The organism is Actinomadura sp. NPDC000929 (assembly GCF_040492065.1).
GTDB lineage: Bacteria > Actinomycetota > Actinomycetes > Streptosporangiales > Streptosporangiaceae > Spirillospora > Spirillospora verrucosospora.
In genome coordinates this window covers 12716-38928 of sequence record NZ_JBEUPA010000068.1, presented here as the reverse complement: position 1 = coordinate 38928, position 26213 = coordinate 12716, and the positions used below count along the sequence as shown (strand labels likewise).

Annotated in this window: 26 protein-coding genes; 8 read left to right on the top strand and 18 right to left on the bottom strand. The window is 73.5% G+C overall.

Going from position 1 to position 26213, the window contains the following annotated elements; translation table 11 throughout:
* A partial coding sequence (locus ABWI04_RS23135) for a serine/threonine kinase C-terminal domain-containing protein (protein ID WP_502913151.1) occupies positions 1-892 on the top strand: 892 nt, incomplete at its 5' end.
* A gap of 22 nt (positions 893-914) precedes the next feature.
* The gene (locus tag ABWI04_RS23130; protein WP_353833749.1) at positions 915-2426 is read left to right on the top strand and encodes a serine/threonine-protein kinase; all 1512 of its coding nucleotides are present in this window, start codon (positions 915-917) and stop codon (positions 2424-2426) included.
* On the opposite strand, the gene ABWI04_RS23125 is transcribed toward ABWI04_RS23130, so the two are convergent.
* The 10 genes from ABWI04_RS23125 to ABWI04_RS23080 all read right to left on the bottom strand — a co-directional run bounded on the left by ABWI04_RS23125 (position 2342) and on the right by ABWI04_RS23080 (position 11673).
* Positions 2342-3454 carry a DUF6114 domain-containing protein gene (locus tag ABWI04_RS23125; RefSeq protein ID WP_353833748.1) on the bottom strand — a complete coding sequence of 371 codons (1113 nt, stop codon included), beginning with the start codon at positions 3452-3454 and terminating at the stop codon, positions 2342-2344. The two genes, ABWI04_RS23130 and ABWI04_RS23125, sit on opposite strands and share 85 nt — an antisense overlap.
* Before the next feature lie 4 nt (positions 3455-3458).
* Positions 3459-4052: a DUF6230 family protein gene (locus tag ABWI04_RS23120; RefSeq protein WP_345181643.1), complete on the bottom strand. Its 594-nt coding sequence runs from the start codon at positions 4050-4052 to the stop codon at positions 3459-3461.
* A 277-nt stretch (positions 4053-4329) separates the two neighbouring features.
* The gene (locus ABWI04_RS23115) at positions 4330-4941 is read right to left on the bottom strand and encodes a response regulator (RefSeq protein WP_345181641.1); all 612 of its coding nucleotides are present in this window, start codon (positions 4939-4941) and stop codon (positions 4330-4332) included.
* Between the two features lie 89 nt (positions 4942-5030).
* On the bottom strand, positions 5031-5696 hold the full coding sequence (locus ABWI04_RS23110; protein ID WP_185027840.1) for a response regulator: 666 nt from the start codon (positions 5694-5696) through the stop codon (positions 5031-5033).
* Positions 5693-6964, bottom strand: coding sequence for a sensor histidine kinase (locus ABWI04_RS23105; protein ID WP_345181638.1), 1272 nt, complete (start codon positions 6962-6964; stop codon positions 5693-5695). Before ABWI04_RS23105 ends, ABWI04_RS23110 begins: the two co-directional genes overlap by 4 nt.
* Before the next feature lie 58 nt (positions 6965-7022).
* A complete protein-coding gene (locus tag ABWI04_RS23100; RefSeq protein WP_353833747.1) occupies positions 7023-8072 on the bottom strand; it encodes an alpha/beta hydrolase in 1050 nt (349 codons plus the stop codon).
* Between the two features lies 1 nt (position 8073).
* A complete protein-coding gene (locus ABWI04_RS23095; RefSeq protein WP_345181634.1) occupies positions 8074-9207 on the bottom strand; it encodes an alpha/beta hydrolase in 1134 nt (377 codons plus the stop codon).
* A gap of 31 nt (positions 9208-9238) precedes the next feature.
* A complete protein-coding gene (locus ABWI04_RS23090; protein WP_353833746.1) occupies positions 9239-10111 on the bottom strand; it encodes a cytochrome P450 in 873 nt (290 codons plus the stop codon).
* Between the two features lie 102 nt (positions 10112-10213).
* On the bottom strand, positions 10214-10861 hold the full coding sequence (locus ABWI04_RS23085; protein ID WP_353833745.1) for a response regulator transcription factor: 648 nt from the start codon (positions 10859-10861) through the stop codon (positions 10214-10216).
* Positions 10858-11673 (bottom strand): sensor histidine kinase, encoded by an 816-nt coding sequence (locus tag ABWI04_RS23080; RefSeq protein ID WP_353833744.1) that lies wholly within the window; start codon positions 11671-11673, stop codon positions 10858-10860. The genes ABWI04_RS23085 and ABWI04_RS23080 overlap by 4 nt, the downstream gene beginning before the upstream one ends.
* Before the next feature lie 255 nt (positions 11674-11928).
* Between ABWI04_RS23080 and ABWI04_RS23075 the strand changes: the two genes are divergently transcribed.
* Both ABWI04_RS23075 and ABWI04_RS23070 read left to right on the top strand, forming a co-directional pair.
* Entirely contained in the window at positions 11929-13491 is a 1563-nt protein-coding gene (locus ABWI04_RS23075) for a Rieske 2Fe-2S domain-containing protein (RefSeq protein ID WP_353833743.1), read from the top strand.
* A gap of 157 nt (positions 13492-13648) precedes the next feature.
* Positions 13649-13801 (top strand): hypothetical protein, encoded by a 153-nt coding sequence (locus ABWI04_RS23070; protein ID WP_345181624.1) that lies wholly within the window; start codon positions 13649-13651, stop codon positions 13799-13801.
* Between the two features lie 22 nt (positions 13802-13823).
* Here the strand turns inward: ABWI04_RS23070 and ABWI04_RS23065 are convergent, their stop codons facing one another.
* From ABWI04_RS23065 to ABWI04_RS23035, 7 genes are all read right to left on the bottom strand, one after another.
* Positions 13824-14744, bottom strand: coding sequence for a hypothetical protein (locus ABWI04_RS23065; RefSeq protein WP_353833742.1), 921 nt, complete (start codon positions 14742-14744; stop codon positions 13824-13826).
* Positions 14745-14770: 26 nt separating this feature from the next.
* Complete coding sequence (locus tag ABWI04_RS23060; RefSeq protein WP_353833741.1) at positions 14771-15520, bottom strand: sugar transferase; 750 nt, start codon at positions 15518-15520, stop codon at positions 14771-14773.
* 2 nt (positions 15521-15522) lie between these two features.
* A complete protein-coding gene (locus ABWI04_RS23055; protein ID WP_353833740.1) occupies positions 15523-18204 on the bottom strand; it encodes an O-antigen ligase family protein in 2682 nt (893 codons plus the stop codon).
* On the bottom strand, positions 18201-19421 hold the full coding sequence (locus tag ABWI04_RS23050; protein ID WP_353833739.1) for a glycosyltransferase: 1221 nt from the start codon (positions 19419-19421) through the stop codon (positions 18201-18203). The genes ABWI04_RS23055 and ABWI04_RS23050 overlap by 4 nt, the downstream gene beginning before the upstream one ends.
* Entirely contained in the window at positions 19418-20566 is a 1149-nt protein-coding gene (locus tag ABWI04_RS23045) for a DegT/DnrJ/EryC1/StrS family aminotransferase (protein ID WP_353833738.1), read from the bottom strand. Before ABWI04_RS23045 ends, ABWI04_RS23050 begins: the two co-directional genes overlap by 4 nt.
* 4 nt (positions 20567-20570) lie before the next feature.
* The gene (locus ABWI04_RS23040; protein WP_353833737.1) at positions 20571-21890 is read right to left on the bottom strand and encodes a hypothetical protein; all 1320 of its coding nucleotides are present in this window, start codon (positions 21888-21890) and stop codon (positions 20571-20573) included.
* Between the two features lie 110 nt (positions 21891-22000).
* Positions 22001-22654 (bottom strand): response regulator, encoded by a 654-nt coding sequence (locus ABWI04_RS23035; protein WP_179846292.1) that lies wholly within the window; start codon positions 22652-22654, stop codon positions 22001-22003.
* A 262-nt stretch (positions 22655-22916) separates the two neighbouring features.
* On the opposite strand from ABWI04_RS23035, the gene galE reads away from it, so the two are divergent.
* Positions 22917-23921 carry a UDP-glucose 4-epimerase GalE gene (gene galE / locus ABWI04_RS23030; protein ID WP_353833736.1) on the top strand — a complete coding sequence of 335 codons (1005 nt, stop codon included), beginning with the start codon at positions 22917-22919 and terminating at the stop codon, positions 23919-23921.
* A gap of 82 nt (positions 23922-24003) precedes the next feature.
* On the opposite strand, the gene ABWI04_RS23025 is transcribed toward galE, so the two are convergent.
* Positions 24004-24627, bottom strand: a complete 624-nt coding sequence (locus ABWI04_RS23025; protein WP_353833735.1) for an NAD(P)-dependent oxidoreductase — start codon at positions 24625-24627, stop codon at positions 24004-24006.
* A gap of 100 nt (positions 24628-24727) precedes the next feature.
* On the opposite strand from ABWI04_RS23025, the gene ABWI04_RS23020 reads away from it, so the two are divergent.
* The 3 genes from ABWI04_RS23020 to ABWI04_RS23010 are packed head-to-tail and all read left to right on the top strand — an operon-like array spanning position 24728 to position 26188.
* Positions 24728-25114 (top strand): winged helix-turn-helix transcriptional regulator, encoded by a 387-nt coding sequence (locus ABWI04_RS23020; RefSeq protein WP_345181605.1) that lies wholly within the window; start codon positions 24728-24730, stop codon positions 25112-25114.
* A gap of 21 nt (positions 25115-25135) precedes the next feature.
* Positions 25136-25561 (top strand): NlpC/P60 family protein, encoded by a 426-nt coding sequence (locus tag ABWI04_RS23015; RefSeq protein WP_345181603.1) that lies wholly within the window; start codon positions 25136-25138, stop codon positions 25559-25561.
* Between the two features lie 51 nt (positions 25562-25612).
* Positions 25613-26188, top strand: a complete 576-nt coding sequence (locus ABWI04_RS23010; RefSeq protein WP_353833734.1) for a GNAT family N-acetyltransferase — start codon at positions 25613-25615, stop codon at positions 26186-26188.
* The last annotated feature ends 25 nt before the right edge of the window (positions 26189-26213 follow it).

The window sequence follows — 26213 nt, the reverse complement described above, 5'->3', positions numbered from 1 at the left end:
GATCGCCGCGAACGAGGCGGCGGCCGCGGCCGCCGGCGCCACCTGGACCGCGACGCTCCCGTCCGGCGGGTCGCAGGCGGCACCGTCGCAGGCGGCACCGTCGCAGGCGGCACCGTCGCAGGCGCTCGCGCAGCCGTCCATTCCGGTGCCCGTCCCGCCCGAATCGACGGAGCACTTTCCGCACGGAACGTCCACGCAGTGGACGCAGGGAGCGCCCGCCGCCCCGGCGCGCGGGAAGTCCCCGGTCGTGCCGGTCCTCGCCGGCGTCGTCGTGGCGGCGGCGGTCCTGGCGATCGCCGGGTTCGCCTTCTGGCCGAAGAACTCCTCGGACGGCGGACCGGAACGGTCGCAGCCGCCGCAGGCCGCCGGGCAGGAGACGCCGGCCACGGGGAGCACGCCGACCGTGGCCTCGGACGACCCGGCGCCCTCGCCGAGTGCGAGCAGGCGGCCGATTCCCGCGGGGCTCGTCCCCGCGCGCGAGCGCGGCTTCACGATCGCGGTCCCGCGCGGGTGGCGGCGTTCGGTGCAGGGCAACAGCGTCGTCTGGACCGACCCCGCGTCCAGCGCCTACGTGCAGGTCGACCGGACGGTGTGGTCCGGCGACCCCTACGAGCACTGGGTCACCTGGGAGCGGGAGGCCATCGCCGACGGCAAGCTCCAGGGCTTCCAGCGGATCGGAGAGATCACCCGCACGACCGTCGCCGGGCGTCCGGCGGCCGACATCGAGTTCAGCTGGTCCCGCTCGGGCGGCACGCGCGCGAAGGACCGCGGCGTGATGGTGGACGGCCGGCCGTTCGCCATCGTGGTGGCGGTACCCACCTCCCAGTGGAACGAGAACGAGACACTCGTGAACAATGTCCTCGACACGTTCCAGCCCTCCGGGGTGGGATGACCAGTGGGGGGACCTTCTAGAGATGGCACAGGCACGTCTGCTCGGTAACCGCTACCGGCTCGACTCGGTGGTCGGCCGCGGCGGCATGGGCACCGTGTGGCGCGCCTTCGACACCATGCTGGACCGCGAGGTCGCGGTGAAGGAGGTCGTGCTCCCGCCCGGGCTGAGCGAGTCCGAGCGCGCCGTCCTCTACGAGCGGACGTTCCGCGAGGCCCGCGCGTCGGCGCGGCTGAACCACTCCGGGGTGGTGACCGTCCACGACGTCGTCGAGGAGGCGGACCGGCCCTGGATCGTGATGGAGCTGGTCCTCGCCCCGTCGCTGCAGGACATCATCGAGCGCGGCCCGATGGAGCACCGCCGGGTCGCCGACATCGGGCTGCAGATGCTCGGCGCGCTCCAGCACGCCCATCAGAAGGGCATCCTGCACCGCGACGTCAAGCCCAGCAACGTGCTGGTCACCGACACGGGACGGGCCGTGCTGACCGACTTCGGCATCGCGCAGATGGAGGGCGACTCGACCCTCACCCAGACGGGCCTGGTCATGGGGTCGCCCGCCTACATCGCGCCGGAGCGGGTGCAGGGCGAGCGCGCGGTCCCCGCCTCCGACCTGTGGGCGCTCGGCGCTACCCTGTACGCGGCCGTGGAGGGCCGCTCCCCGTACGAGCGGTCCGACGCGATGTCGTCGCTGCAGGCCGCGCTGACCGAGCCCGTGCCGCCCGCGCGGAACGCGGGGCCGCTCGGCCGGGTGCTGGAGGGGCTGCTCGCGCGCGAGCCGTTCGGCCGGATGACGGCGGAGCAGGCGCTGCCCCTGCTCACCCAGGTCGTGGCCGTCCAGCAGCCGTCCCCGCCGGTGCCGCCGCTGCCCTCGCGGGTGAACGAGACGATGACGGACGAGCCGTCCGCCCGCTACCTGCCCGACCGCGCCTCGGAGACCGTCCTCGACCCCGAGGACCTCGACCCGGTCACGCGCCGGGACGTGGGAGACGCCGTTCGCCGCGAGCCGGTGCGCCACGACCTCGGCGAACCCGAGCCGGTGACCCGCCGCGACCCGGGCCGGTTCCAGGACCGCGGCGCCTCGCACCCGCCGCCGCCCCCTCCCCCACCTCCGGAGCCGGCTCCGCGGACGCCGCTGGAGTCGGACTGGGTGCCGCCGCCCCCGTCCCAGCACCCGTCCGTGCAGCACCCGCCGGTGCGGCAACCGTCGGTCATCCAGCCGCATCCGAGCCTTCCGCCGCAGACGCCTCCGCCGTGGGAGCAGCCGCAGCAGTACGCGAACTGGCAGCAGCCGCCTCCGCCGCCCGTCCACGACCGTGCCGGAAGTGGCGGGGAGCGCCGCAAGACGGTGGTGGTCGTCACGGTCGCGGTCGTCCTCGTGGTGGCGGCCGTGCTGCTGGGCGCGTTCATCCTGCGCGGCAAGCTGGGCGCCGGCGCGCTGGGCGAGGCGCCCGGTCAGCCGGTGGCGAGGCCGCTGATCTGCGCTCCGCCGGCGGTGACGGCGGGCTGCTCGGAGACCACGTCGGTCATCACCATGTAGGGCGGCGTCAGCGGCGGAGGCGCCGCCGGGGTGAAGCTCACCGGGACGCCCAGCAGCTTGGACGACATCTTCGTCGTGTACATGACGACATCGCCGGTCAGCGTCAGGCTGCCGGTCCGGGTCCGCGCGGTGGCGCCGCCGTGCGAGGCCGTCTGGTCGACGTTCTTCAGGACGGCCTTGGACATGCTGAACTTCAGCGCCTTCACGGTCCCGCCCGCCGAGGGGAGGGACGCGACGCCGTCGTAGCTGAGCCCCGACATCGTCAGCGAGTCGGCGCGCAGCGTCCCGGCGTCGGTGTAGAGGCGCGGCCCGGTGCCCGCGTCCTTGGCCGGTGCGGGCGTCGCGGTGGGCGATGGCGTCGCGCTGGGCGAAGGCGTGGCGGTCGGGGCGGGTGTCGCGCTGGTGGTGGGCTGCGTGGACGGCGTCCGGCTCGGAGACGCGGTCTGGCTCGCGGATGGCGCCGCCGAGGGGGAGGGCGTGGCCGAGGCCGCCGCAACCGGGGAGGACGGCGACGGGGACGGGGCGAGCAGGTGGATCCCCAGGACGGCCGGGAGCGCGAGGGCGGTCAGCCGCCCGCCGCGCGGCGCCGCGTGCGCGCCGTGACGGCCGTCCCGCGGCGTCGTGGCGGGCCGGGGCCCGTCCGGCGCGGGCGTCCAGGCGAAGCCGAGGGCGCCGCCGAGCAGGCCCAGCAGCATCCCGACGAGGAACCCGCCGAAGTTGGACGTGAGGAACGACGCCAGGGACAGCAGCACCGCGAGGATGCCGTAGAAGCTGCGCTGGGCGGGCTGGAACCACATCAGCGCGCCCGCGGTGACGAGCAGCGCGCCGATGAGCCAGCTCGCCACCCCGGCCATGCCCTGGTGGACGATGAGCGGCATCGGGGCCAGCGGGATCGCGACCAGCTCGACGCCGCCGAGGACGGCGAACACGCCTCCCCAGAAGGGGCGTGTCCGCCGCCAGCGGCGGAATCCGTGCGGCGCGCGGGGAGCGGGCGGGGCGGGACGAGCGGGTCCGGTGGGAAGGGTCATGGCCTCAGAAGCACTCGGCGCCGAGCTTCATGCTGAGGTCGTTCAGCTTGAAGGTCCCGGCGGTGGTCGCCCACGCGACCTGCTTGACGTCGCGGAGCTCGATCGAGGACGCCTGCTGCCCGAACATGCCCGCCGGGCCCCGCGCCCCGTCCGGGCCCTTGTCCAGCGTGCTCGCGTCCCGGCCGATCTCGATGTCGGAGAACGTGGCGTCGGCGTTGAGCTGCTCCACGTCCAGGACGAGGTCGCTCGCCTCGACGGGCTTGGCGCCGGTGCCGGCGGTGAGCCGCAGCGTGAACGGGCCGACCTTCACCGACTGGCACATGTCGCGGATCTGCGCGGACCTGATGGCGGAGACCTGCACGGGGTGCTTGGCGCCGTCCTTGCCCGCGTCGACCCCGCCGTACTGGACGAAGCCCTGCCCGCTCAGCGAGTCGGCGCTGACCTTGAAGCTGCCGCCGGAGACGGCGAAGGAGGAGGCGATCGCGCCCTGCGCGGTCATGAAGACCAGGGCGCCCGCGCCGACCGCCGCGGGGGCGGCGATCGCGGCGAACCGCTTCCAGCGGACGCGGCCGGGCGCGGCGTCGGACGAGGGGGACATGGGGGCCTCCGGGGGGTCGTGGTCCGTGGGGGGACCGCGGTGACACGGGTCACTGGTGTGACGCAGAGTGCAAGTTACCCCCAAGTACTTACTTGCGACAAACCGGACAAGCATCATCAAAGGTAAAAGATTCCAGTTCTCTGACCTGCAAGATCATGTTCTGGAGACGCCGGCCGCCCTGGAGGGGAGTGAGGACGAGGACGGCTACGGTAAGTAGCCGCTGACGTGCGCGGGAACCCCGCCCTCGCAGGGGATCGAGAAGGATCGAGAGGGGCGCTCAGCCGCCCGCGGCCAGCGTGTCGAGCGCCGTCCGCAGGTCGGCGACGTGAGCTTCCAGCTCGTCGGCGGGCTCGCCGGACCGCAGCCGGGCGACGTCCGCCTCGATGCGGGCGACCCGCTGGTCCAGGGCCGCGAGGAGCCGGTCGCACCCTGCCGGGGAGGCCCCGCCCTCGCCCTCCTCCAGCGTCTGGCGCAGCAGCAGCGCCTGCTGCTGGAGCTGCTGGTTGCGGCGGTGCAGCTCGACGAACACCGAGACCTTCGCGCGCAGCAGCCACGGGTCGAACGGCTTGGTGAGGTAGTCGACCGCGCCCGCCGCGTAGCCGCGGAACGCCTGCTCCCCGGCGCCGCCGCCCGCGGTGAGGAAGATGATCGGGACGTCCCGGGTGCGCGGCCGGGCCTTGATGTGCTCGGCCGTCTCGAACCCGTCCATCTCCGGCATCACGACATCGAGCAGGATCAGCGCGAAGTCATCGTTCAGCAGCTCCTTCAGGGCGGCCTGGCCGGAGGTGACCGACACGACCTCCACCGGCAGCGCGTCGAGCACGGCCGCGAGGGCGGTGAGGTTCTCCTCGCGGTCGTCGACGGCCAGAATCCTCGCGTCGTGCGGCACCGGACTCCCTCACGTCGGTGACGGCCTGCGCCGTCCACCCTGTCATGGTCCTGCGGGGGAGGACAGCGAATCCCCGCAGAGTAAAATTTCTAGGGCAGCCAGCCCGGTTTGACCAGCCCCGACTCGTAGGCGAACACCACGAGCTGCGCCCGGTCCCGCGCCCCGAGCTTCACCATCGTACGGCTGACGTGCGTTTTGGCCGTCGCGGGGCTCACCACGAGCCGGGCCGCGATCTCCTCGTTCGACAGTCCCTCGCCGACCAGCGCCATCACCTCCCGCTCACGCTCGGTGAGCGCGTTCAGCCGCGGCGAGGGCGCCGGCTCCTTGGCCCGCGCGGCGAACTCCGAGATCAGCCGCCGGGTCACGCCGGGCGACAGCAGCGCGTCCCCGTCCGCGACGGCCCGGACGGCGTGGATCAGCTCCACCGGCTCGGTGTCCTTGACCAGGAACCCGCTCGCCCCGCCGCGCAGCGCCTCGAACACGTACTCGTCCAGCTCGAACGTGGTGAGGATCACGATGTGCACGCCGTCCAGCCGCTCGTCGGAGGCGATCCGCCGGGTCGCCTCCAGGCCGTCCAGGCCGGGCATGCGGATGTCCATCAGGATGACGTCGGGACGCAGCCGGCGGGCCAGCGCCACCGCCTCCTCGCCGTCGCCCGCCTCCCCGGCGACCTCGATGTCGGGCTGCGCGTCCAGCAGCGCCCGGAACCCGGCCCGCACCAGCACCTGGTCGTCGGCCAGCAGCACCTTGATCATCGCGCACCCTCCTCGGGCCCGGCCGGGCCGGCGTCCAGCGGCAGCCGCGCCCGCACGCCGAAGCCGCCGCCGGGTCGCGGACCGGCCTCGAACGCGCCGCCGAGCGCGGCGGCCCGCTCGCGCATGCCGCGGATCCCGCTGCCGCCCGGCCGGTCGTCCAGCAGGGACACGCCCCGGCCGTCGTCCTCGACCTCCACCACGACCTCGTGCTCACCGTAGGCGATGCGGACCCGCGCCGTCACCGGTCCGGGACCGGCATGGCGGGTCACGTTCGTCAGCGACTCCTGGACGATGCGGAACGCGGCCAGGTCGGCGCCTGCGGGCAGCGGCCGCCGCTCCCCGGTGACCTCGGCCTCGACGTCCAGCCCCGCGGACCGCGCGCGGGCCAGCAGGTCGTCCAGCCCCTCCAGCCCGGCGGTCGGGGCGCGGGGCGCGGTCTCGCCCTGCGCCCGCAGCGCGCCGATCACCCCGCGCATCTCGGTGAGCGCCTCCTTGCTGGCGTCCTTGATGGCGGCGAGCGCCGTCCGGGCCTGCTCGGGGTTCTCGTCCATCAGGTGCAGCGCCACGCCCGCCTGCACGTTGATCATGGAGATGTTGTGCGCGAGCACGTCGTGCAGCTCGCGGGCCATCAGCAGCCGCTCCTCGCTGGCCTGGCGGCGCTCCTCCTCGGCGCGCGTGCGGGCGGTCTCGGCGGCGCGCTGCCGGCTCATCCGGATCAGCTCGGCCGTGACGAGCACCACCAGCGCCCAGCCGACCACGAAGCCCGACCCGCCGAGCGTCGGCTCCTCGACCGGGAACGGGCCGCCCTGACCGCGCTCGGCGGCCGGGACGCCGATCAGCGCGGTGAGGGAGAAGAACGCGGCGAGGCCGACGCCCGTCCCCGCCCAGACCAGCAGCCGGTGCCCGGCGGTGACGGCCGCCATCATCGCGACGGCCAGGGCCAGCGGCGCCGGGCCGTAGGTGTAGGCGCGCAGGAAGTACAGGGCGGTCACCGCCGCGGTGGAGCACACCGTGAACACCGGGTGCCGGCGCCGGAACAGCAGCAGGACCGGTCCGGCGAGGAGCAGCGCGAAGCCGAGCGCGTCCAGGTCGGTGTGCCCGATGGACGCGCTCCCGTGCTCCCACGGCGGTCCGCCGGTCCGCCCTCCCGGCGGCCGCTCGCCCTGCGCGCCCAGCGACCCGCCCACCTGGAGGAACGCGACCAGCAGCGGGACGACCCACACCGGCCACGCGGCGGGCCGCGGCCAGCGCGGCGGCGAAGTGCTCATTCCTGCACGTTAAGTCATGGGTGTGCCGGGCCACGTCGGCCCTGAGGAGTCAGCGCCCCTACTCCGCGGGAGGTATCCGGAGCCGCGCCCCCAGCCACGTCAGGACGGACGGAAGCGCGGAGGGACCTTCGCCCGGAAACGTCTCGACGCGCATCGGCGGCCGCGCCAGCGCGGCGAACCGCCGGGCCTGCTCGTCGCCCCTCGCCGCCCCGACCAGGATCGACACCGGGGGCGGCGGGACGTTCTGGAGCCGCCACAGCAGGTCGTCGCCGAGCCGGTAGCGCTCGCTCCCGCCGTAGAGGTCGCCCGCCGGCGCGCCGAACCGGCCGCCGACGTTCGCGGCGGCGGCGAACCGGTCGGAGCGCACCATGGCGAGCCGCGCCGCGCACCATCCGCCGTCGCCCGTCCCCGCCAGACCCCACCCCTCGCGGGCCTCCGTCACCCGGTACTGCGAGGCCAGGGCCTCCGGAAGGTCCTGCGAGAGGTAGGTCTCGCCGAGCGTGGCGTGACGCCCCGGCACGTCCACGCAGTCGGCGGCGCCGCGGAGCCGCACCATCGCGTACACCATCGGCCGCGTCCTCCCGGCGGCCCGGAGCAGGCCGGCGTCCCGCAGCCGGTCCGCGGGCGCGCCGTCCCCCATGAGGACCACCACGGGCAGCCGCCCGGCCCGTTGGAAGTACTGCGGCGGGAGGTAGACGTAGGCCTCGGCGTCCAGGCCGCTCCGCGCGCCGTGGACGGTCAGGCGGTCGACCCGCCCGTCCTTCGCGGGGTCGGCCGTGTGCCCCGCCCGCTTCGGGCCGAGGCCGGTCACGGTGCGCTCCACGAGGCGTCCCGCCGCGCGCTGCGGCTGGACGTGCTCGACCCGGAGGCGCGCGGGATCGTTGCCGAGCAGGTCGTTCCACGTCGCGTAGAACACGAAGTACCGGTTGGCCAGCAGCAGGATCGACGCGGTGAGCGCGGCCTGCGTGGCCAGCAGGAGCCCGGAGCGCGCCAGCACGGCCCGCACGCCCGTCCCCGCGAGCCGCCGCCACAGGACGACGGCCGCCACCGCGCAGCCCAGCGCCAGCAGGCACACGGGCCCGATGAGGGCCGCGCTCACCGGTTCCATGTCACCCTCCCCGCAGCCGTGCGCTCAGCCACCTGATGGACGGCGGGATGTACTTGCGGAACGTCTTGAAGTTGTGGCCGCCGCTGCGCAGCAGCACCTTGTCCACGACCAGCGGAGGGCGCGCGGCCCGCATGAACCGCTGCGCCGACGGGAACGTCTTCTCCCCGGTGTCCGCCGACGCCACCAGGATCGACACCGGCGGCGCGGGAAGGCGCCGCAGCCGCCAGACGAGGTCGTCGCTCTGCCGCACGGCCCTGCTCCCGCCGTACAGGTCGCGGGTCGTCGGGTCCATCAGCGCGTCGAAGTGCCCGGCCATGCTGACGGCGGCGGAGAACCGGTCGGAGTGCCGCATCGCCAGCTTCGCGGCGCAGAACCCGCCGGTGGAGTACCCGGCGAGCGCCCAGCCGCTCCGGTCCCGCGGCACGCGGTAGGTCTCGGCGACCGCCTCGGGGACGTCCTGCGCGAAGAACGTCTCGACCTGCGGACCGCCGGGCACGTCGGCGCACTCGGTGTCCCAGCCCCGCACGACGGTCGGCCGCATCATCACGTAGATCATCGGCCGGATCAGGCCCCGCGCCTGCGCCCGCGCGGCGTCCTCGGGGACGTGCCCCTGGCGGATCCACACGAGCCGGTCCGCCGCCGGGTACCCGGCCAGCAGGACCACGACCGGGAAGCGGCGGGCGGCGTAGGCGCGCTGGAAGTACTGCGGCGGCAGGTACACGTACGCCTGCGACGCCAGTCCCGTCCTGACGCCGCGGATGTCGAGGCGCTCGACCTGGCCGTCCTTCGCCGGGACGTGCTCGGCGCGCGGTCCGGGGTCGAGGCCCGCCTGCACCGTCCGCACGACCCTCGTCGCGGCGGCCGCGTTCCCCCCGTTCGGCCGGTGCTCCTGGGCGCCTCCGCCGGCGGCGCTCAGCAGGTCCGTCCACGACCCGTAGAACAGGTAGTGCGCGTTCAGGGCCGCGACCAGCGTGAGCAGGACGGATAACTGGCAGCCCGCGAGCATCAGCGCGCGGGCCCCCACGGCCCGGGCGCCGGGGGCCGCGGCACGCGGCCAGGCCCGCACGGTCGCGGCCATGCAACCGAAGGCCAGCAGGAAGAGCAGGCTCAGCGTCCCCGCGCTCGTGAGTCCCACGCACCTACTACGACCGAGGGGCGGAAAAAGTTCAGCGGTCCCAGCGGAGGGGCAGATGCGCGAAGCCGTGCCGGGCGCTCGACCGCAGCATCACCGGCTCGCCCGCCGGCCGCGGCAGGCCGGGCCGTTCGAGCAGCGCGGCGAGCAGGGCGCGCAGATGCACCCGCGCGAGCCGCGCGCCCAGGCAGGCCCGGTGCCCGAACCCGAAGCACAGATGGGGCGGGGCGTCCCGCAGGAACCGGTCGGGGACGAAGCGCCCCGGCTCGGGGAACACCTCGTCATCGTGGTTCGCGGACACCAGCCACAGCATGACCTCCTCGCCCGCGAGCAGCGGCACGTCGCCGACGACCGTGCCGCGCTGCACGGTGCGCCGGACGTGCAGGACGGGCGTCCACCAGCGCAGCATCTCCTCGACCGCGCTGTCGAGGAGCCGGTCGTCCCGCCGCCCGTCGCGGAGCCGGACGTACTCGGCGGGGTGGCGCAGCAGGGCGTGCAGGCCGCCGGCGAGGGTGTTGCGCAGCGTCTCCGGGAGGTCGCGGGCGACCTCCCGGACGAAGTCGACTCTCTCCCGCGGCGGGATCCGCGCGAGCATCGCCTCCACGGGAGGGTCCATGTCGATCAGCTCGTTCTCGCCCGACGGCTCCTCCCCGCTCAGCGGGCCGTGCACGACGCCGTCCACCTGCGGGGAGAACGTCTCCGGGTGCGCGAGGGCATGCCGGACGTCGCGGTGGCGCAGCACGGCCCAGGCGCCCGGCCGTCCCGCCGTGCGCCCGTCCAGCCACACCACCGGCGTCCGCGTCCGGAGCCGTTCGAGCCTGTCGTAGGGGACCCCGCGCACGTAGGCGTCCGGGCAGTCGAGGACCCCCGCGTCGGAGACGGGCGGCGTGCCTCGCCGTCGAGGCATGGGTACCTCCTCTCCCCAGGCAGACGCTAACGCGTCACGGTCGCCCGTTGAAGGGCCAGGTCCGGCCGTCCCCGCCCGGAATCCCGCCGAAACACGCGGCGGCTAGCCCGCGATCCACTCTCCGGTCTCCACGCTGACCAGACCGTGCCGGGCGGCCTCGATCACCGCCTCCCGCTGGGAGTGCACCCCCAGCTTGCTGAGGACGCTCTGGACGTGGCTGCGCGCCGTGCTGCGCGTCACCCCCATCGCCCGGGCGAGGGTCTGCGTGGACTCGCCGCGCGCCAGCCGGGTCAGCACCTCGCGTTCCCGGGGCGTGAGGAACCGGGCGAACCTGCGCGACTGGTCGCGTCCCCGGCCGTCACCGCGGCGGATCTCCTGGTCGACGACGATCTCGTCGTCCGCGACACGGCGCAGCACGGCGAGGATCTCGCCGGTCTGCTGCCCCTTGTGCGCGAACCCGCGGACCCCGGCCGCGAGGCCCGCCTCCAGCACGGGCCGCTCCAGGAATCCGGTCAGCACGACGAACCTCGTCCGCGGGGACGAGCCGCGCAGCCGCGGCATCCAGTCGAGCGCGGTGCCGGACGGGAAGTGCAGGTCGATGAGGCACAGGTCGGGCTGCCTGGCCCGGAGCACGGGCAGCGCCTCGGCGGGGGAGTAGGTCACCTCCACGACGCTGTGCCCGGCGTTGCTCAGCACCAGGGACAGCGACTCGGCGAAGACCGCGTGGTCGTCGCAGATCACCATCCTCATGGGTGGGGCCGCCAGTCGTCGGAGCAGGCGTCGGCGAGGGCGCCCGCCGCGCGGTCCTCCGGGGGCGGCGCCGCGGGCAGCAGCATGCGGACGCGCGCGCCGCCCATCTCGCTGGTGCGGATCTCCAGGCCGCCGCCGTACCCGGAGATGAGGTCGTGCACGATGCCGAGCCCCAACGACGCCAGCCCGGGCCGGGCCGGTCCTCGCCCCGCCGGTGTCCCCAGGCCCGCGCCGAACCCCGGGCCGTCGTCGTCGACCTGGATGACGAGCCGGCCCCGCGCGGCCTCGACGTGCACGTCCACGCGTCCCTCCGCGACGCGGCACGCGTTCTCGAGGACGTTGCGGACCGCGCGCCATAACGACACCGGGTCCATGTGCGCCCACGCCTCGCCGGCGGTGAGGCGTATCTCGTGCGGGGTGACGAGCCGCATCCCGGTGACGACCTCGGCGGTGAGGTCGTCCACCCGGATCCGCTCCGGGGCGGGCGCCGGGCGGTCGTCGTCCTCGTCGAGCCGGCGGAGCAGGTGGTCGAGCCACCGGGTCTCGCCGAGCAGCTGGTCGATGCGGGCCCGGCTGGTGTCGCCGAGGTCGTCCGCGACGGCGACGGCCGAGGCCAGCATGATGATCGTGCCGAGTTCGTGGCGGATGTCGTGCCGCAGCCGCCTGCGCCACAGCTGCCGCCCGCCGCGGTCGGGGGGTCCCGTCCGGTCATGGTGCTCGTGGCGCACGCCCTCGCGGCCGCCCGTGCCCGCGAGCGCCCGCGCGCCCGGGGCAGTGTCCGCTCGGGAAGATCGAGCCCGCCCGTTGCCCATGACGACCACCGCCCGCTATTCCAGCACCCAGTCGACGATCGCCCGGCGGCCCCGCGGATGTCCAGTAGATCGTCCGTAATATGTACCTTTTGTCCGGAAGCGGTCATTGCCCGGGGGAGTGTGAACTCGATCTGTTTCCGGGCGTCTCGGCCGACGTATCAACACCGTGCATATAGTGCTTTCATGCTGACGGCGTAGCCGCTTTACGCACTCCGGCGGGTGTGCCGGCGGGGCCCGAAGGGCGACAGTCTGGACATGCCGACTGTCACATTTATCGGACATGCGGGGGTGTCGGTGGACGCGGCCGCGTTCCATCTGCTCGCGGACCCGTGGCTGGCTCCGACCGGGGCCTTTCTCGGCGCCTGGCACCAGTACCCGAGAAACGATCATCTGGATCTCGCTCCGTTGCTCGACGCGGACTGGGTGGCGGTCTCGCACGAGCATCTCGACCATTTCGACCCGTGGGTCATCGAGCGCCTTCCCGCGCGGACCCGGATCCTCATTCCGTGTTATCCCGGACCCGCCTTCCGGGAACGCATCACGGCCGCCGCGGGCGGGCGTCAGGTCATCGAAATACGGCCGTGGGAGAAATTCACGCTCGACAATCGCGGCTCCTGGATCACCGTCATTCCAGAACTGTCGCCCATGTGCCATGACGCCGCCTTTCTGATCGTGGCGGACGGTCGCGCGATCCTGCACTGCAACGACGCCAGGCTCACCGCCGCGCAGGCCCGCCGGGCCAAGCACATGGCGGGAGGCCGGCTCGACCTGATGGCGCTCCAGACGTCCGGGGCGTCCTGGCACCCGATCTGCTACGAGTACTCCGCCGCCGAGATGGCCGAGGTCTCGGCGGCCAAGCGCGTCTCCAAGCTGCGCGCGGCGCAGCGGCTCGTCCGGCAGACCGAGCCGCTGCTGGCGGCCCCGTTCGCCGGGCCGCCGTGCTTCCTGGACGCCGAGGTCGAGCACCTCAACCGGGTGCTCGACCAGGCGGACGGCGCGTTCTGCGACCCGGAGGTCGCCACCGGCTGGCTGCGCGAGCATCTGCCGGGGCAGCGCTGGGAGTGCTTCAAGCCGGGCGACGCCGTCGACCTGGACACAGGGGAGATCACCCGTGACCCGGTCTCGGCGGAGTTCTCCTTCGCCGACGACGCCCGGGGCGACTACCTCAGGCGGTACGCCGCCGACCGGGCCGGCGCCATCGCCGGCGTGCTGGCGGACCACCCCGAGCCGGGCCCGGACCTGTTCGACAGGTTCACCGCCCACTTCGCGCGCCTCGGCGGGCTCAGCGACTACTTCCTCCGGCGGATCTCGATGATCGTCCGGTTCGACGTCACCGGTCCGCACGGCGGTTCCTGGGACGTCGACTTCTCTCCCGGCGGCCTCACGGTGGCGCAGGCGTCCCCCGGCGTCCGCCCGCACTACCGGATCACCACCGCGGCCCGCTGGCTGGACGGCGTGCTCACCGGCCGGATGGCGTGGGAGGACCTGCTCATCTCGTTCCGGCTCAGCCTCTACCGCGATCCCGACGTCTACAACGACCACCTGGTCGGACTGCTCAAGCACGCGAACGCGCCGGCGCTGGAAGCCGTCGAGGCGTACGAGACCGGGCGGGACGAGAGCGAGCGCATCGTCGTCGCCGACGCCGGCGCCCGCTACGACATCCCGCGGTACTGCCCGCACGCCGGCGAGGACCTGTCGGTCGGCTCGGTCGTCCGGGACGGGCGGATCCACTGCCTGGCCCACAACTTCGCCTTCGACCTCGCCACCGGCGAGTGCCTCAACGCCCGCGCCGCCAACCTCACCAGCCGGGCCCTCTGACCGCGCCGCAGGGGGCGGCGCGGGAGGCGGCGCGGGGCTGCACAGGATCACAAAGGCGTTACAAAGGGTGAGAAACGGGCAGTTCCGGAACAGAAGAAAGATCACTGCATGTTAAGTTCTTGACCTGCTCGTTCGGGGGTTTCAAAGGGGTGCGCGGTTGAACCGCAGGAAGCTCGGCCTGATGGCCGTCGCGTTGATTCTGGCCGTCGGTGTGATGGAGGTCCTGGCCCTGAGGCTCGGGTCACTGGAGTTCCAGGTTCCGTCGAAGTCGCGGCATCCGGCCGTCGCCGACCAGCCGGGCGGTAACTGACCTCCGCGCCGGTCAGGGCCTCTCAGCGCGCCGTGTTGCGTGCCCGCATGAGGCTCTGCAGGTCGGGGTGGGCGCCGCCGGAGGCGTCCGCGAGAGTGGGGCAGGCCCACTTCTCCTGGTGTCCCCAGGAGTAGGAGATCTCCAGCGGCGGCCGCGGCGCGAGCCGGTCCCAGCGCGCGAGGATCGCGCGGAACTGGGCCCGCGTCGGCAGCCAGTACTGCTTGTCGCCCTCGGTGCAGCCCTGCCCGAACGTCTGCAGGACGGGCGCGACCTTGGCGCGCGGGATGCCGGCGGCGTCCGCCATACGGACCATCCGGTCGATCGCCCCGATGTCGCAGTGCTCGCGCGCCTCCGGGGAGCCCTTGCAGGGGTAGGGGTCCAGGCCGACCAGGTCGACGCCGACGCGCCGCGGCGCGAGCGGTCCCATCGGCCAGTCGGTCAGCGAGATGAACGAGACCTGCCCTGGCGCGTTCCTGTCGATGTAGCGGGCGCGGCGGCGGATCTCACCGGCGACCTCCGGGCAGTCGCCGGTGTTGGGCTCGTCCGACAGGTACCACCCGTACACCTTCGGGTCGCGCCCGAACCGCTGGACGGCACGCTGGAACTCGTCCCAGCCGAGCGCGAAGTCGCCGCAGGTGAAGTTGCCGACCCACAGCAGCGCCCGCATCCCGGCGGGGACCCCGGCGACGAGCGACGGGTCCGCCTCGACGTCCACCAGGTCATAGCCGAGCGCCCGGAGCCGCGGATAGTCCGACGGCCGGGTGTTCAGCGCGATCCGGCGGGTCTCGCCGGGCTCGGTCGCGGGCGTCCCCGGCGCGGCGGACGGCCCCCGGTACGGCCGGTGGTCCGACGTCCGCCGGTGCAGGTGGAAAAGGAATCCGGCCGCCAGCACGACCGCCGTGGCGACGGCCGCGATCTTGAATCGGGCGTCCTGGACGTCCATCCCGCGTCACTCCCCGAAGGCGATGGTCAGGCGGCGGAACCGGGCTCCTCGGCGGCGCGCACCGGCCGCTCCCGCGCCTCCTCGGTGGCGGCCTCGTGCACGGCCCCGGCGGCGTCCACCCGCAGGGGCGGGACCGTGAAGCCGAGGAGGTGCCGGACGGTGTCCCAGAGCGCGCCGAGCGTGGCCCGCATCGACGGGTCCCGCAGGTACACGGCGTCGACCGCGACCCGCGCCGGGACGATCCGCTCGATGTAGCCGGCGAGGTCGACCTCCTCGCCGGGGCCGAGCACGTCGAAGTCGCGGAACCGGACCTCCGACACGCCCGTCAGGCCGGGCCGGTGGTCGAAGATCCAGCGGTGCCGCCCGTCGTAGTGGACGGCGAGGTCGTAGGTCTCCGGGCGCGGCCCGACGAGGGTCATCTGGCCGCGCAGGACGTTCACCAGCTGCGGCAGCTCGTCCAGCGACCACCGGCGCAGGATCTTCCCGGTCCGCGTCAGGCGCGGGTCGCGGTTGGCGGTGACGGCGAGGCCGCCGACGCCCTGCCGCATCGTCCGGAACTTGTACATGGTGAACGGCCTCCCGCCCTGCCCGACCCGCGTCTGCCGGAACACGCCCGGCCCCGGGCTGGACAGCCGCACCAGCAGGTAGACGACCAGCAGCGGGACGCTGAGGATCAGCAGCCCGGCGGCCGCTCCGGCGACGTCCAGGACGCGGCGCGCCGTGGACGGGGGGACGCCGTCGGACGTGTCGACGGGACGGCTCGCGAACTCGGACATGATCACCCCTTGTCTTCGGGTGCGGGGGGCGGCGGCGCGGCCTTCCCGACGCGCCGGAACAGGACGAGCAGCGCCGCCGTCGTGGCGACGAACGAGATGGACGTGGCGACCGCGGCGCCGACCGCGCCGTGCGCGGGGATCAGGACCGCGCCGAGCACGACGACGACCGCGAGCCCGATGCCCTGCCCCGCGGACGCGGCGCCCGGCCGCCCGACCCCGTACAGGCAGGCCATGACGAGCCCGGTGACCCCGAAGGTCACGACGCCGGCGAGCCGGACGTAGGTCGGCACGACCGCGTCGTCGAACACGTCGCCGAAGATCCACGGCAGCGCGGTCCCGGCGATGAGGGCGAGCGGCAGCGCGGCCAGGGCCGACACGCCGAGCGCGGGCAGGATCAGGCGGGACGTCCGTTTCATCGCGGTGTCCCGGTCGTCCTTGGCGAAGTCCGGATACAGGATGTAGTTGACCGCGAGGCCGGGAAGCTGCACGAGCTCGGCGAACTTGCTCGCGACCGTGTACACGCCGAGCACCTTCGGCCCGGCGAGCGCGCCGAGCAGCGCCATGTCGAACCGCAGTTGCAGCAGGTCGATGAGCTGGCCGAGGTAGCCGCGGAGCCCGTACCCGGCGATGGACCGGCCGAGCCGCCGGTCGGGGCGCCCCCACCCGGCGAAGAACCCGCGCCGCGCGAGCCGCCGGGCGATCCACGCGGCGGCGGCGACGTCGGCGAGCACCAGCCCGCTGATCAGCGCGCCGGGCCCGTACCAGCCGGTGAGGAGCACGAGGTAGATGGGCAGGAACACGAACTCCTCGACGGCGATGGCGAGGCTCGCGCCCGGCTGGTCGCCGGTCCCCTGCAGCAGGCCCTTGCCGACCGAGACGAAGCCCTGCGTGAAGGACGGCGCGGCCGCGGCGACCGCGACCCACAGCCCGAACGACTTGAAGAACACCAGGTAGACCAGCGGGCTGAGCGCCAGCCAGCCCGCACCGGAGATCGTCGCGCCGATCACGGTCAGCCACGCCAGCGTGGGCCGTACCCGGCTCTGGTCGTAGTCGTTCCGGGCGAGGAAGTACGGCGCCGCGCCCGGCAGCCCGGCGCTGGACAGCTGGCACAGCAGCCCCGGCAGGATCCGGACGAGCGTGAACGCGCCGACGAGCTCGGGCCCGCCGATCCGCGCCACCAGGATCGTCGCCACGCCGAGCGAGGCGAGCGCGCCGACCCGTCCCGCCACGTTCCCCGCGACCAGCGTCAGCAGCCTGCGCCGTGCGTTTCTCCCGCCGCCCTCCGGTTCGGGAGTTCGGGGCGGCGGCACGGCGACCGCCGCACCGTTCAGGTTCGGCGGGGGGCCGGGCATGGCCGATGAGACGGCGGGCGTGCTCGCCCGCGGCCGGAGACGCCGGCGGACGGAGGAGTCGCCGCGGCGTCCGAAGAGGTCGAGCGCGGCGATCAGCCCGAAGATCGCCCAGCCGTGGCGGTAGTGGAGCGTCTCGTAGAACAGGCCGGAGACGAGGAAGACGGCGACGAGCGCGCCGAACAGCTCGGGACGCGGGACGAGCCGCGCGTACTCGCCGGTCAGCGCGTCCCGGCGGGCGATCCGCACGCACTTCAGCAGCAGGACGAAGACCAGCGCGATGAGCGCGACGCCGCCGAGGAAGCCGCGCTCCAGGACCGCGGCGACGTAGTCGTTGTGCGCCTCCCGGACGTAGGTCTCCTGCCGCACCAGCATCTGGTGCTCGGTCTGGCCGGGCCCGATGCCCCACGGATGCGTCTGGTCGTCGATCATCTGGAGGGTGGTGGCGAGGACCGTGCCGCGCGAGTTCGTGCTCTCCCCGGTCGTCCGCCCGATGGAGTCGCGCAGGATCGGCGACGCCTGGCCGGCCTGGTCCAGATACGGCTGGACGTCGACCTGGGCGACGACCGCGACGCCGGCCCCGCCGACGAACACGGCGAACAGGCCGACGGCGATCGCGTGGTGCGCCCTGCCCTCGCGGACCAGCCGGAACAGGTGGCCGAGCAGGACCGCGACGCAGAGCGCGAGCAGCCCGCCGTTCGAGCCGGTGAGGATCTCGGCGGCGAGCAGGATCCCGCAGACCGCCCACCTCTTCCCCCCGGCCCCCGGATACCGGGTCGCGCGGGCGACGAAGAAGACGCAGATGAACCAGTTGGACGCGTAGTTCGCGTCGCCGAACGTGAACATCGCGCGCTCGCCGTCGATCTGCTTGCCGGACAGCGCCTCGATGCCCAGCACGAATCCGAAGATCATGACGGCGGCGTAGCTCGTCCCGATCCACACGAACGCGCGGAGCGCCGCCCTCAGCAGCGCCGGGTCGCGGCCGAGGTTGGCGAGGCTCACCGCCCACAGCAGCACGAACATGTCCTTGAGCAGGGTGAGCGCGCCCGCCTCGTTGACGATGGCGGCGACCCCGCCCGCGATGATCGTCATCAGGGTCGGGACGAGGAACGGCCACCGGACCGGGTGCCCGCGGGTGCCCGCCCACACCAGCGTCGTCGCGATGAGCCCGACCAGCGCGAGGTCGGGCAGCCCGGTGTTGCCGGGGCCCGGCGGGAGGCCGCCCGGCATCAGCATCGGCAGCGAGGCGATGCCCGCGACCAGCACGGCGGCCGCCGGCCGCGGGCCGCGCCTCAGCGGCGGCGGCGCGGGCGGGGCCTCGATCACCGTGGTCATGGCCGGCGCGAGTCGCCTCGGTAGGTCTCGTCCAGGACGGTCCCGAGGTATCCGGGCGAGAACCACTCGCCGACCCTGGCCCGGGCCCGCTCCGCCATCCGCGCGGCGGCGGACGGGTCGTTCAGCAGCGCCGACATCCCGGCGGCGAGCCCGGCGGGCTCCCCGGGCGGGACGAGCACGCCGGTCTCCCCGGCGAGCACGAGGTCCTGGTTGGACGGGACGGCCGTCGCGACCAGCGGGATCCCCGCCCCGATCGCCTCGACCAGCACGCACGGGAGACCCTCCCAGCGGCTCGCCATCGCCATCACGTCGAAGGCGGGAAGCACGTCGGCGACGTCGCCGCGGTGCCCGAGCCAGCGCATCCGCTCGCCGACGCCGAGCCTCGCGGTGAGCCGCTCCACCTCGCCCGCCATCGGGCCGCCGCCGACCCACAGGCCGAACACGTCGTCCGGAAGCCGGGCGATCGCCCTGGCGAAGATCTCCGGTCCCTTCTGGAACGTCAGCCGCCCGACCGACCCGACGACCCGCACGCCGAGCGGCAGGCCGAGGCGGCGGCGGGCCTGAACGCGGGAGCCGGGCGCGGCCGCGTAGGCGTCCACGTCCACGGCCGGCCAGGACAGCCGGACCCGCTCCGGCGTGGTCAGCCCGAGCCGCAGAGCCGTCGTCACCGTCTCCGACCCGATCGCGAGGAACGCGTCGGTGCGCTTCGCCGCCATCCGTTCGAGGCGGATGTAGAGGTGCCGCCGGGCCCGCGACTGGAACTCGTTGAACGGGAACCCGTGCCACGTGTGGACGATGCGGGGGACGCCCGCGCGGGCCGCCGCGATCCGTCCGAGCACGCCGCCCTTCGCGCTGTGGGTGTGGACGACGTCGTACCGCCCCTCCGCCAGGACGCTGGTCAGTGTCCTCAGCGCGGCGAGGTCGTCGCGCGGGGACACCTGCGGTACCAGCGGCCCCACCTGGACGATCTCCATTCCGGCCGCGTGCGCCCGCCCGGTGAGGTCGCCGGCGGCGGCGTTGGCGACGGCCTCCTCCCCGTAGAGGACGCCGTCGCCGGTGGCGGAGGCCGTGCTGTCCATTCCGACGCCACCGGTGACGATCGTGCGCTGGTAGTCGCCGTCCGGCAGCGCCAGCGCACCGTTCAGCGCGACCTGGCCGGCGCCCCCGTTGAACCGGGTGATCACCGTGGCGACCCTGAGCTTGCGTGCGGTGCTCACGCGCTCCGGCTCCGCAGCGCAGCGGAGAGCGCGGCGACGACGCGTTCGACGCCGTCGGCCGTCAGCCCCGGATACAGCGGCAGCGACAGTAACTCCTCACCGATCCGGTCGGTCACCGGCACGCGCGCGCATTCCTCAGTGCCGAGGATCCGCCGGTAGGCCGTCATCTGGTTCGCCGGGATGAAGTGCACGGACGTCGCGACGCCCGCCGCCTCCAGTTCGGCGCTGACCGCGTCCCGGTCCGGCACCCGGACCTGGTAGAGGTGCCAGGCGTGCTGCACGCCGTCCAGGTCGCGCTGCGGCAGGACGAGACCGGGCAGCCCCCCGAGCTCCGCGTCGTAGCGGGCCGTGATCTCGGCGCGGTCCCGCTGCCAGCCCGGCAGCGCCGCGAGCTGCGCCCGCCCGATCGCCGCCTGGACGTCGGTCATGTTGGCCTTCAGCCCGACCGTCTTCACGTCGTACCGCCAGCTGCCGCCGGGCAGGTACCGCTTCCACGAGTCCTTGCTCATCCCGTGCATCCGCATCGCGCGGACCCGGTCGGCGAACTCCCCGTCGCTCGACGCCACCGCGCCGCCCTCGCCGATCGGCATGTTCTTGGTGGCGTAGAAGGAGAAGCAGGCCGCGAACGACTCCGACCCGACCGGCCTGCCGCCGCGTCCGGCGCCGGGCCCGTGCGCCGCGTCCTCGACGACCTTCGTCCGGTCCAGGCCCGCCGCCGCGGCGAGCGCCGCGACGTCCACCGGGTAGCCGCCCTGGTTCTGGACGACCATCGCCGCGGGAACGGCGCGGCGGGCCGCCGCCGCGACCGTCTCGGGGCTCGGGACCAGCGTGTCCTCGTCGATGTCGACCAGCACGGGCCGGTGCCCCGCGTGCAGGATCGCGTTGATCGCGCCGCAGAACGTCAGGCTCGGCGTCAGCACCGCCGAACCCGGGGGGAGGTCCAGCGCCCGCAGGCACAGCTCCAGCGCGGCCGTGCACGAGGAGACCGCGACGACGTGCGCGGCGCCCAGATGATCGGCGAACTCCTGCTCGAACGCGGCCGTCTGCGGCCCCGTCGTGATCCAACCCGAGTCGAGCACCTTGACGACGGCGTCGGCCGCCTCACCGGACACCGACGGAACCGTGAACGGAACGGACGTACTCATCTGGTCACCCCTTGATCTTCCGGGCCGCGCCGACGACGCCGAGCAGCGGCCAGCCGGACGCGGCGACCAGGTCGCGGATGGTCTCCAGCCCCGCCGCCCTCGTCACCGGACCGACCACCACGACCACGCCGACCACGTCGTCCGAGCCCGGATCGATCTCCTCGAACGCGTGCACCTGGCAGAGCCGGAGCGCCGGGACCGCCTTCTTCGCCATCACGGCGGTGCCGGCGCGGACCACCGACGTGCTGCTCTTCCCCTTGCCGGACCCGCCGCCGGCCGGCGCCGGCCCGCCCTCGCCGTCGCCTTCGCCGTCCGGGGCGTCGTCTCCGGGGCGGGCCGTGACGACCTTCGTGCCGTCCCCGTAGACGGCGGACGCGACCGACGACACCACGCCGGCCGGCAGCGGGCCGGGCGCACCGACCAGCGCGACCCGTCCGACCCCCTCCTTCTTCACCGCGAGCCGGACGCGCCGCCCGAGGTCGGCGAGCTGCTCGGGCCCCCGGTCGGCCCAGCCGAGCAGCGGAACCCCGAGCCGCCGCGCGACCCGCCGCTGCCCCGGGATCGTGGGACGGGCCGTCTCCGTCACCACCGCGATCAGGATGCCGCCGACCAGCCCGACCAGCCCCGCGATGGCCGCCGTCATCACGACCGGGTTCGTGCGCGGTGCCAGGACCGCCGGCTGCACCACCGACGCCGTCCCGGCCGACGACAGCTGCGTCTGCAGGTCCGACCGGTTCGACCGCAGGTCGGTGAGCTCCGCCTGCACCCGCTCGCGCTCGTTGGCGGCGCCGATGTCGGGGTTCGGCTGCGCGCCCGCCCGCCGCGACAGCGGGCCGAGACGCTTCTCCAGCGTCCGGACGCGCTTGTCGATGTCGTCCATCTGCTGCCGGATCGCGCCCTGGTTCGACTCGTTGATCTCCTTGACGACCGCGGCGCCGAGCGCGTCGGCCAGCCGCCGCGCCACGCCCGGGTCGCGGTCCTTCACCGACAGCTCCACCACGGTGGACGTCCCGAGCCCGGTCACCCCGATCGCCTTCGCCGTCTTCACCGTCGACCGGTCGGCGTGCTGCTGCCGCAGGACCCCGCTCAGCAGGTTCTCGCTGGTCGCGAACGCCTTCACCTGGCTGACCACGATGGACACGCCCGCGTCCCCGGGGGCCGCGTCGGTCGCCCTGCTGCTCGCCTGCAACCGCGTCGCGGCCGTGTACGGCGGCTCCCGCCCGCTCATGGCGAGGCCGACCAGAACCAGGGGGAGGAGCGTCATGACCAGCAGGAGCGCCCAGTAGCTCCGGACCACCCGCGCGGCGACTTCGTCGATCTCCACGGTTCCCCCTCCGGCTCCGTCATGGCCGAGCGTAGGAAGCCGCCTGTCCGGAGGAATCACACAAATGACGACCCCGCTCTACGCCGTTTGCACCAGAGCGCGCCCCACGCTCAGTAGTCGTCCGAGGTCGGCCGCATGCCGGCGCGCATCGCGAGGGTGATCGCCTCCAGGGCGGAGTGCAGGTCGAGCTTGGCCAGCAGGTTCTGCGTGTGGGTGCGGACGGTGTTCGCCGACAGGCCCAGCCGCTCGGCGATCTCCGCGCGGCCGAGGCCGTCCACCATGCACTGCAGGACCTCGCGCTCCCGCGGCGTCAGCTCGGCGATCAGCCCGTCGCCACCGCCCTCGGTCAGCCTGCGCAGCACCTCGCCGAGCACGTCCGGGGGGATCCAGCCGCCCTGCCGCGCCGCGGACCGGATCACCCGGGCGACGAGGTCGGCGCTCTCGGTCTTCTCCACCCAGCCCACCGCGCCGGTCCGGACCGCCCGCACCATCGCGTCCACGTCGCTCATCGCGGTCAGCATGACGACCCGGACGTGCGGGTACCGCTTGCGGACCCGCTCCAGGACGTCCAGCCCGTTCTCCGTGTCCAGCGTCATGTCGAGGACGAGGACCCGCGGGCGCTCGGCGGCGGTCAGCGCCAGCGCGCGCCGCACGTCGGCGGCGATCGGGAGGATCACCAGATCGGGCTCGCGTCCCAGCCGTGCCGCGAGGGCCTCGGCGAAGAGCGCGTGATCGTCCACGATGAGGACACGGATCGGTTCCATGCACCGACGATGACCGCTGCGCGGGCCCGGCGGATCCTGCAAACGCTGTACTTCGTTTCGGCCGTCCGATTGCCGGAGCCCGGTTTGCGACCTCGCAGGACGAGTACTCGGGGGAAGGCTCGTGCGCGGACGCGCCCGGGCCCGGCCGGTTCACGCGAGTCCGGACCCGGTCACCTCGAACGCGGGACATTGACCGCCCGCCGCCGCCTGCTCATCCTGTGGCTGGAACTTCAGGGGACGCACTGGCCTGCAGGGATGCCACATGAAAGTGCTGATCACAGGGGGAGCCGGCTTCATCGGCAGCACGATCGCCTCCGCCTTCACCGAGCGCGGCGCCACTCCCGTGGTGCTCGACAGCCTCATCACCGGACGGCGGGAGTTCACCGACGGCAAGGTCTTCTACCAGGGCGACATCGGGGACGGGGACCTCGTCGACGAGATCTTCCGCGACCACCCCGACATCGCGCTCACCGTGCACTGCGCCGCGCTGATCGTGGTGCCCGACTCGATGACGGACCCGCTGCGCTACTACCGGGTCAACCTGTCCAAGACCCTCGATCTCGCGGGCCACCTCGTCCGCAACGGCTGCGATCGGATGATCTTCGCGTCCACCGCGGGGATGTACCGCCCGGAGGCCGACCTGTCGGTCACCGAGACGTCCGAACTCGAACCGCAGAACCCCTACACCCGCTCGAAGATGATGGCGGAGCTGCTCCTGCGGGACTTCTGCGAGGCCTACGGGCTGCGCGTCATCTCGCTGCGCTACCTCAACCCGATCGGCGCCGACCCGCGCCTGCGCACCGGCCTGCAGAACAGCAAGCCCACCCACGCCCTCGGCAAGATGATCGAGTGCTACGCGACGGGCGTGCCCTTCAAGATCACCGGGGTGGACTGGGAGACCCGCGACGGCACCGCGATCCGCGACTACATCCACGTCTGGGACATCGCCCGCGCCTTCCACGCGGCCGCCGCCCGCTTCGACGCGATCGTCCCGCCGGCCGGCGACCACGCCCGCTACGAGGTGATCAATCTCGGCACCGGCGACGGCGTCACCGTCCGCGAGCTCGTCGCCGCCTTCCGCGAGGTCGTCGGCGACTCCTTCCGGGCCGAGGACGCCCCCGCCCGCCCCGGCGACGTGGTCGGCGCCTACGTCGACCCGGCCAAGGCCAGGGACCTGCTCGCCTGGAAGCCCGAGTACACCGTCGAGGACGCCATCCGCCACTCCCTCCAGTGGGCCGACCGCCGCCGCGGTCTCGACGTGGCCTGACCCACGAACTCGGTCCGTCCGGTCGCCCGTACCTTCCGCCGGGGCGACCGGACGGACCGCGTCTCAGGACAACGCGGACGGGCTACGCCTCCCGGATGCTGACCGCGGTCCGGTGGTGGCGGGGCGTCTCGATCTCGTCGAGCAGCGCGATCGCGAAGTCCGCGTACGTGATCCGGCTGGCCGGGTCTCCATGGTCGGCGACCCGGTACCCGCCGGTGCGGGCGCCGCCATGGTCGAAGTCACCCGCGGGAGCCACGTACGCCCAGTCGAGGTCGCAGGTCCTGAGCTCCTCCAGGCCCGCCGCGTGGCCGAGGTAGAAGGAGCGGTACTCGTCGGGGTAGCCGGGCTCGTCCATCAGGGGAGCACCGGACGCCCCCGGCATGATCGATGCGAGGCCGACCACCACCAGGCGGCGCACGCCCGCCTTCGCCAGGCCGGTGCCGAGGGCGCGAGCCGACGCGGTGAAGAAGTCGTGCGGCGGCACCGTCAGGTCCGCGGCGGCGCTGACGGCGGCGTCCTGCCCCGCGGCCGCCCGCTCGACGCTCTCCGCGTCCGTGACGTCGCCCGCCACGACCCGCACGTCGGTCAGGTCACCGTGACTCGCGGGGTCGCGCACCACGGCGGTGACCTGGTGGCCGCGCCGGCCTGCCTCGGCGACCGCCTGCCGTCCGGCCCGTCCACCCGCACCGAAGACCACGATGTTCATGAGCGACCCTTTCACCAGGGCCGGAGCTCCTGTGCCCGACCGCTGCGCGGACGCTATCGGGGGCCGTGGTTACCGCCTGGATACCCGCTATCGTGAGGCCATGAGGGAACCCCTGCCCGCCGACATGTTCGACGAGCTGTGCCCGTCCTCGCTCAACCCGATCCGGTTCGGTGACAAGTGGGCCGGGCTCGTCATCCGCTGCCTTGAGAACGGGCCCCGCCGGTATTCCGAATTGCGCGTGCCGCTCAGCCGCGTCACCCCCAAGGTCCTCACCCAGTCGCTGCGGTCCCTCGAACGCGACGGCCTCGTCAAGCGCACCGTCTACGCCGAAGCGACGCCGCACGTGGAGTACGAACTGACTTCGCTGGGCCGCAGCATGCTCGAACCGATGGCGGCCGCCTGCGCCTGGGCGGAAGAGCACTGGGACGAACTCCTGGAAGCCCGTGAGTCGAGCACCCTCACGTCCCACCTCGACCGCGCCGTTTAACGCACTGTCACCGGAGGGGCCGTGCTGAAGAAATTGCCGGATGGTCTGTGGGCCACTCCGTATGTCGGTGCGCGCTTTCCGGGGTCACCTCTGGTGACCGACCGGCCCGGGCTCGCCGATGGGGCCAACTGCCAGCTGTTCGCTTATGAGGTGCTCAGGATGTTCGGACTCGACCCGCCTGACCTGCGGTCGAGTGACCTCTGGGACGATGTGGAATCCACCGAGCGGGTGACAACGGCACGTCCTCTCGACCTGGTCCTGTTCAACGCCACCCGGAATGCGTGGGGCGCTCACGTGGGAGTCGTCGCCGGCGACGACCAGATCCTGCACCTGTGCGCCGAGGCCGGGCACCCCACCGTGTGGAGCTGGCAGGAGTTCGAGGCCCGGGATCGGTACCGGACCGTGGTCGGCATGAAACGGGTCGTGCGCCGCCTGCGGCCTCCGTAGGTCTCCCGGCACTTTTGTGCGTCTCCACGGCCCTCTGCCAGCATGAGGCCCATGCGCCACCCTCTTGACACGCTGGACTGGCCGGTTTCCACCGGCCGACTGCTGTTGCGCCGGGCCGCCCCCGACGACGTGGACGCGACCTGGGTCTACCGGCAACGGCCGGAGACCCAGGAATGGGTCACGGCGGCCACGGAGTCCCACGACGACTACCGTGAGCGTTTTCTCCGCGAGGACCGGCTCGCGGACCTGCTCATCATCGAACTGGACGGCCGGGTGATCGGCGATCTGACGCTGCAGGTCCAGGACGCTTGGGCCCAGGAGGAGGTCGCTGACCAGGCGAAAGGCGTCCAGGGAGAGCTGGGGTGGACGTTGGACCCCTCCTACGGCGGCAAGGGCTACGCCACCGAAGCGGTACGCGCCCTCATCGACCTCTCCTTCGGGAGCCTTGGCCTGCGCCGCCTGCACGCTGAGTGCTTCTACGACAACGAGGCTTCGTGGCGGCTGATGGAGCGGGTGGGGATGCGCCGCGAACAGCACACGGTGAAGGACTCTCTCCACCGCACCAGGGGATGGCTCGACGGTCTCTCCTACGCGCTCCTGGCCGAGGAGTGGCCCGCTCCCCAGTGACGGACCGCAGCGCTTTATTCTAGCG

What these genes read in the sequence shown, in the direction of transcription:
- ABWI04_RS23080 (WP_353833744.1), bottom strand. Translation starts at nt 11,673, where the DNA reads ATGGGCAACGGGCGGGCTCGATCTTCCCGAGCGGACACTGCCCCGGGC.
- ABWI04_RS23125 (WP_353833748.1), bottom strand. Translation starts at nt 3,454, where the DNA reads ATGACCCTTCCCACCGGACCCGCTCGTCCCGCCCCGCCCGCTCCCCGC.
- ABWI04_RS23035 (WP_179846292.1), bottom strand. Translation starts at nt 22,654, where the DNA reads ATGGAACCGATCCGTGTCCTCATCGTGGACGATCACGCGCTCTTCGCC.
- ABWI04_RS23120 (WP_345181643.1), bottom strand. Translation starts at nt 4,052, where the DNA reads ATGTCCCCCTCGTCCGACGCCGCGCCCGGCCGCGTCCGCTGGAAGCGG.
- ABWI04_RS23060 (WP_353833741.1), bottom strand. Translation starts at nt 15,520, where the DNA reads ATGTCCGAGTTCGCGAGCCGTCCCGTCGACACGTCCGACGGCGTCCCC.
- ABWI04_RS23100 (WP_353833747.1), bottom strand. Translation starts at nt 8,072, where the DNA reads ATGGAACCGGTGAGCGCGGCCCTCATCGGGCCCGTGTGCCTGCTGGCG.
- ABWI04_RS23130 (WP_353833749.1), top strand. Translation starts at nt 915, where the DNA reads ATGGCACAGGCACGTCTGCTCGGTAACCGCTACCGGCTCGACTCGGTG.
- ABWI04_RS23075 (WP_353833743.1), top strand. Translation starts at nt 11,929, where the DNA reads ATGCCGACTGTCACATTTATCGGACATGCGGGGGTGTCGGTGGACGCG.
- ABWI04_RS23055 (WP_353833740.1), bottom strand. Translation starts at nt 18,204, where the DNA reads ATGACCACGGTGATCGAGGCCCCGCCCGCGCCGCCGCCGCTGAGGCGC.
- ABWI04_RS23045 (WP_353833738.1), bottom strand. Translation starts at nt 20,566, where the DNA reads ATGAGTACGTCCGTTCCGTTCACGGTTCCGTCGGTGTCCGGTGAGGCG.
- ABWI04_RS23020 (WP_345181605.1), top strand. Translation starts at nt 24,728, where the DNA reads ATGAGGGAACCCCTGCCCGCCGACATGTTCGACGAGCTGTGCCCGTCC.
- ABWI04_RS23105 (WP_345181638.1), bottom strand. Translation starts at nt 6,964, where the DNA reads ATGAGCACTTCGCCGCCGCGCTGGCCGCGGCCCGCCGCGTGGCCGGTG.
- ABWI04_RS23085 (WP_353833745.1), bottom strand. Translation starts at nt 10,861, where the DNA reads ATGAGGATGGTGATCTGCGACGACCACGCGGTCTTCGCCGAGTCGCTG.
- galE (WP_353833736.1), top strand. Translation starts at nt 22,917, where the DNA reads ATGAAAGTGCTGATCACAGGGGGAGCCGGCTTCATCGGCAGCACGATC.
- ABWI04_RS23090 (WP_353833746.1), bottom strand. Translation starts at nt 10,111, where the DNA reads ATGCCTCGACGGCGAGGCACGCCGCCCGTCTCCGACGCGGGGGTCCTC.
- ABWI04_RS23025 (WP_353833735.1), bottom strand. Translation starts at nt 24,627, where the DNA reads ATGAACATCGTGGTCTTCGGTGCGGGTGGACGGGCCGGACGGCAGGCG.
- ABWI04_RS23065 (WP_353833742.1), bottom strand. Translation starts at nt 14,744, where the DNA reads ATGGACGTCCAGGACGCCCGATTCAAGATCGCGGCCGTCGCCACGGCG.
- ABWI04_RS23110 (WP_185027840.1), bottom strand. Translation starts at nt 5,696, where the DNA reads ATGATCAAGGTGCTGCTGGCCGACGACCAGGTGCTGGTGCGGGCCGGG.
- ABWI04_RS23010 (WP_353833734.1), top strand. Translation starts at nt 25,613, where the DNA reads ATGCGCCACCCTCTTGACACGCTGGACTGGCCGGTTTCCACCGGCCGA.